Origin of the sequence: Okeania sp. SIO2F4 (assembly GCF_010672385.1) — a bacterium.
Classification (GTDB): Bacteria; Cyanobacteriota; Cyanobacteriia; order Cyanobacteriales; family Microcoleaceae; genus Trichodesmium.
Genome location: NZ_JAAHGT010000910.1, coordinates 1 through 3,903 on the forward strand (window position 1 = coordinate 1; position 3,903 = coordinate 3,903).

Sequence of the window (3,903 nt, forward strand, 5' to 3'; positions counted from 1 at the left end):
TACAAGGTCGTACCGATACTTATCCTAAAAGGCGTGGTGTGACGCGAGTAAAAGAGTTATGGCAACATGGATTAAATGTTAGTTTCGGACATGATTGTGTGCAAGACCCTTGGTATAATTTAGGTACTGGTAATATGTTAGATGTAGCTTATATGGGTCTACATATTTGTCAGATGACAGGTATACCAGAAATTAATGCTTGTTATCAAATGATTACTAGGAATGGTGCAAAAACTTTAGATGTGGAGGATAGGTATGGAATTGAAGTAGGAAAACCAGGTAATTTGATAGTTTTAGATGCTAAGAATCCCTTTCATGCAATTAGAAAACGGGCTACAGTAAAATATGTATTTTATCGCGGGAAATTATTAGCAGAAACTACACCTACAAAAATAAAATTTGCTGCCTTTACATAAAAAATGTGAATGAAAAACTAAGTGAGGAAATAAATTATGAAAAATATCGAAAAATATGTAGAATTAACGGCAGAATTAATCAATTTACCATTACAGTCAGAACATTTTCCAGGTGTAGTAGCAAATATGGAAAGAATAGCAGCGATCGCTCAATTAGTTACAGACTTTCCTCTACCACCAGAAATAGAACCTGCACCTAAATTTGAGTTAGAAAAATGGGGAGACAAAGGGGAGAGAGGGAGAAGCGTGGGTAGAGAGGGAAGTGTGGGGAGTGTGAGAACCCACCCCTAATATCAAGTCCGGTAAGTACCTATGCCAAATTAATTACACATCTTACTAACTCCTTGTAGCAATAGTGCCTTTCTCAAATAGGAAATTCCTAAAAGCACGACTACTTAGCATTGGTGTAATTATACCATTTATCAAATACTTCTCTACATTTTATCAAAATAATTGGGTCTAAAACCCCGCCTTTTAAGGCGAAATATTTTGGGAGCGGGGATTTGAGCCCCGTTACAAAAATAACTTCTGACTTCTGACTTCTGACTTCTGACTTCGTTAATGAATAGGGGAGTAGGTACGGACGTTGCATGCAACGTCCGTACAGAGAGGTAAAAATGAGAATAATTAATACAAAATTCCTAATAATTATCGAAAAAATTATTCGATATGTGTTAATTACTTAATAACTGAAGTAGCATACAAGTATAGCATTACTTTTGGTAATTGGTATTAGATAAAGAGTGTGGGGAGATATAAAAAGATAAAGAAAAAATTCCTTCTAGTCACAATTAGACCCTTAAAAAAGAGATGTAATTGTTAATTAGGCGTTGGTGATGCGTGGCTATGATTTTTCCACATTGTATAGTGCTACGCATTAAGGTTAGGACATTTCTAAATCCTAAAACCCTTTATTAGTCTACTATTCCCTATTCCCTATTCCCTATTCCCGATTCAAGTAGCGCTATAGAAACCGGGTTTGTATTAGATGCCGATGCCTTACTGATATCAAATCCGGTAGCATTGGTGTAATTAGATAATAAGAGTGTGGGGAGGGTGGGGAGTGTGGGAAGATGGGGAGAGCTAGAAAGATTTAGCAATAGCGCTCGTGAAGTGAATATTTTTTTATACCGAATCAAGCGGATTTGATATGACATCTGTATTCAACAAACCCGGTTTATTATAACACCAGAGCGATTATTTCATAGCTAGATTAACCAACGCCGTTAATTATTAATTATTAATTATCAAAAACATGACTATCAACCTTAACCAAACAGACGCAGTAGCGATCGCCTCCGCCATCAAAACAGGGGAAATTACTGCCGAAACTTTAATAACCAAATGTATCGAACAAATTTACGACCGCAACCGAACTCTAAATTGCTTCACCAGCATCACGACAGAAACCGCACTCAATAGCGCCAAACAAATAGATATAGACATTGCCCAAGGCAAAAACCCCGGTTTACTAGCAGGAATACCCTTTGCAGTGAAAAACCTCTACGATATCTCAGGTTTAACTACCCTCGCTGGAGCCAAAATTAACGCCGAAAACCCACCCGCAACCCAAGATGCAACCGCCGTTGCCAAACTCAAACAAGCAGGTGCCATCCTGGTTGGTGCCCTCAATATGGATGAATACGCCTACGGTTTCGTCACCGAAAATAGTCACTACGGCGCAACACCCAACCCCCACGACCTCACCCGCATCTCCGGTGGTTCCTCCGGTGGGTCTGCTGCTGCGGTTGCTGCGGGTTTAGTACCCATTACTCTCGGTTCCGACACCAACGGTTCCATCCGCGTACCTGCTTCTTTATGTGGTGTCTTCGGGTTTAAACCCACTTATGGGCGTTTATCGCGAGCAGGGGTTTTTCTGTTTGCCAGTAGTTTAGATCATGTTGGACCCTTTGCTCGTTCTGTACGAGATATCGCTACAGTTTATGATGTTTTACAAGGATCGGATGCAACAGACCCAGTTTGTACTAACCTACCTCCTGAAAGTTGTTTGCCTCAACTAAACCAAGGTATCAAAGATTTGCGCATTGCTATTGCTGACGGTCACTTTGCCAAAGGTGGGGAACCGGAAGTCTTTGCAGCAGTGGAACAGGTAGCAGAAGCATTAGGTGTGACTCAGCGGGTGACAATACCCGAAGCACGTCGAGCGCGAGCTGCTGCTTATATTATTACTGCGACTGAGGGCGCGAATTTGCATTTGGAAAATTTACGCACCCGCCCCCAAGATTTCGATCCAGCAACTCGCGATCGCTTTTTGGCAGGTGCTTTAATTCCGGGAGACTGGTATATCCAAGCTCAACGTTTCCGCCGTTGGTATCAAGGTTGCGTTGAGGAAATATTTAAGGAAGTAGATATTATTTTGGCTCCCACTACTCCTTGTGTTGCACCGTTATTGGGGCAGGAAAAAATGACTATTGCTGGGGAGGAAGTGTTAGTACGTCCGAATTTAGGTTTATATACGCAACCTTTATCTTTTATTGGGTTGCCAGTTTTGTCGGTTCCCATTCGCCGTACTAATGGTTTGCCTTTGGGAGTACAAATTATTGCTGCACCTTATAATGAAGCATTAATTTTACGAGTGGCAGCATTTTTGGAGATGGAACAGTTAGCACCTCAGTATTTTATATAGCTGTACTTCAAAATCAGAAAAATCAATTTGAAAATTGGATTCTATTGGATTCTAGATGTAGAACGCAATCTTAGCTCATAACCCATCCTGTAGAGACCTTGCATGCAAGGTCTCTACAAGGTTTTCGCGGTTTGCTCAAAACGGAAAGTTCAGATACAGGATAAACAGGAGAATTTATCCCCTTTTTAATAGACATCTCCAAAAATAAACAGTAAAGTCAATTATTATCCAGAAATTATCAATTCCTCCTTCCTATTCCCTGTTAAGTGTTCGCTGTTCCCTCTTTTCTGGAGATGTCTAATTCATAGAAGATATTATCCGATTTGGAAATTATCTGCTGTCAGAGTTGGGTTCCCAGAGAGAATAGCAAATCGACCGCCATCTCCGAAACCTGCTGCACTACCATTCGGATTATAGAATAGATCACCTGTACTAGAATTATAGACAATAATGGCATCACTTGTCCTAGGACTACTTGTTACAGTGGCAAACTCATTACCAATATCTCCTCCCGCAGCAGTAGTTATTGCTGTAAAAGTATCCTTGTCAAGTAGAATTATATCTCGATTAGACTGGAAGTCTGTAATTGTATCTATACCCAAATCTTGTGGTTCAAACGCTTCATTAGAGTCAAAGATAAAGCTGTCTTCACCAGCACCACCAGTGAGTTCGTCGTTTCCAGCACCACCATTCAGGGAGTCTTGACCAGCACCACCATTCAGGGAGTCTTGACCAGCACCACCATTTAGGAGGTCTTTACCTTCATCACCATTTAGGAGGTCTTTACCAGCACCACCAGTGAGTTAGTCGTTTCCTGTACCACCATTCAGGGAGTCTTTA

At 40.8% G+C, this 3,903-nt stretch carries 4 protein-coding genes and 1 pseudogene; 3 read left to right on the top strand and 2 right to left on the bottom strand.

Annotated elements, in window-relative coordinates; translation table 11 throughout:
- From F6K22_RS34810 to F6K22_RS34820, 3 genes are all read left to right on the top strand, one after another.
- Positions 1-416: amidohydrolase family protein (locus tag F6K22_RS34810; protein ID WP_293108973.1), on the top strand; the 416-nt coding region annotated here is incomplete at its 5' end.
- Between the two features lie 36 nt (positions 417-452).
- The gene (locus tag F6K22_RS34815; protein ID WP_375340226.1) at positions 453-707 is read left to right on the top strand and encodes a DUF4089 domain-containing protein; all 255 of its coding nucleotides are present in this window, start codon (positions 453-455) and stop codon (positions 705-707) included.
- A 964-nt stretch (positions 708-1,671) separates the two neighbouring features.
- Positions 1,672-3,063: an AtzE family amidohydrolase gene (locus tag F6K22_RS34820; protein ID WP_293108976.1), complete on the top strand. Its 1,392-nt coding sequence runs from the start codon at positions 1,672-1,674 to the stop codon at positions 3,061-3,063.
- A gap of 314 nt (positions 3,064-3,377) precedes the next feature.
- Here the strand turns inward: F6K22_RS34820 and F6K22_RS34825 are convergent, their stop codons facing one another.
- Both F6K22_RS34825 and F6K22_RS42675 read right to left on the bottom strand, forming a co-directional pair.
- On the bottom strand, positions 3,378-3,665 hold the full coding sequence (locus F6K22_RS34825) for a hypothetical protein (protein ID WP_293108979.1): 288 nt from the start codon (positions 3,663-3,665) through the stop codon (positions 3,378-3,380).
- A gap of 51 nt (positions 3,666-3,716) precedes the next feature.
- A pseudogene (locus F6K22_RS42675) lies at positions 3,717-3,854 on the bottom strand (hypothetical protein); the annotation flags it as partial.
- Positions 3,855-3,903 lie beyond the last annotated feature (49 nt).